Source organism: Variovorax glucosi, assembly GCF_051216695.1.
In the GTDB taxonomy this organism is placed as follows: domain Bacteria; phylum Pseudomonadota; class Gammaproteobacteria; order Burkholderiales; family Burkholderiaceae_C; genus Variovorax.
Window position 1 is genome coordinate 1 of the sequence record NZ_JBPJZE010000327.1, and the last position, 1,090, is coordinate 1,090.

The following is a 1,090-nucleotide window of genomic DNA, read 5'->3' on the forward strand; positions in this document are numbered from 1 at the left end:
TCGCCGGCCTGGGTTCGGACACGGGCGGCTCCATCCGCATTCCCGCCGCGCTGTGCGGGCTCGTGGGCTTCAAGAGCACGCAGTCGCGCGTGCCGCGCACGGGCGCCTTCGAACTGGCGCGCTCGCTCGACACGGTCTGTGCCATGGCCCGCAGCGTGGAAGACTGCCTGATCGCCGATGCGGCCATTGCCGATGCACCGCTCACGGTGCGCCGCCGCCCGCTGCAGGGCATGCGCCTTGCCGTGCCGCGCACGCTGATGTTCGACGACATCGAGCCCGCCGTGGCGCACGCCTTCGACCGCGCGCTGCAAGCCCTCTCGGCCGCTGGCGCGCAGATCGTCGACATCACGCTGGCCGAGCTCGCCGAGATCGCAATCGTCAACGCGCCCGGCGGCTTCTCGCCGGTCGAGGCCTCGGCGGTGCATCGCGAGCGCTTCGCCGCAAAGCGCAGCGGCTTCGACTCGCGCGTGGCCGCCCGCATCGCGCTGGGCACCGAAGTGCGCGCCGCCGACTACATCGCCATGCAGGACCGCCGGCGTGACTGGATCGGCCGCGTCGAACGCGCCATCGAAGGCTTCGACGCCCTCGTGTGCCCGACCGTGCCGATCGTCGCGCCGCCCATTGCGGCGCTGGCGGAAGACGCGGCCTTCTTCAGGGCCAACGGCCTGCTGCTGCGCAACACCTTCGCGATCAACCTGCTCGACGGCTGCGCCTTCAGCCTGCCGTGCCATGCGCCGGGTGAACTGCCGGTGGGGTTGATGCTGGCCTCAGTGCGCGGCGACGACGCGCGGCTCGCGGCCGTGGCGCTGGCTGTGGAGGCTGCGCTGTAGAAGCCTGGAGCGAAAGTCAGGCGCTGATGAATCTCGGGTCGAGTTGCGCCACGGCGAACTTCCGCACGTGATCGACGAAGGCGCTCACCAGCAATGACGAGCTCCGCCGCACCGGCGTGAGCACGGAAAAATCCGTCACCATCACCGGCTCGAAGGGCAGGAAGCTCAGGCCCTGGCCGGCGTGCTCCAGCGCGGTGATCGGGTCCACCAGCGACACGCCGAGGCCGGCGGCCACCATGGCGCAAACGCCGGCCGACACC

The 1,090-nt window shown here is 71.0% G+C and carries 2 protein-coding genes; one reads left to right on the forward strand and one right to left on the reverse strand.

What is annotated here, in order from left to right:
- Nucleotides 1-830 (forward strand): amidase family protein (locus ACSFA3_RS25360; protein ID WP_435508094.1); only part of this gene is annotated, 830 nt, incomplete at its 5' end.
- Between the two features lie 16 nt (nt 831-846).
- On the opposite strand, the gene ACSFA3_RS25365 is transcribed toward ACSFA3_RS25360, so the two are convergent.
- Nucleotides 847-1,090, reverse strand: a 244-nt coding sequence (locus ACSFA3_RS25365; protein WP_435508095.1) for a LysR substrate-binding domain-containing protein, incomplete at its 5' end; no start/stop codon positions are given.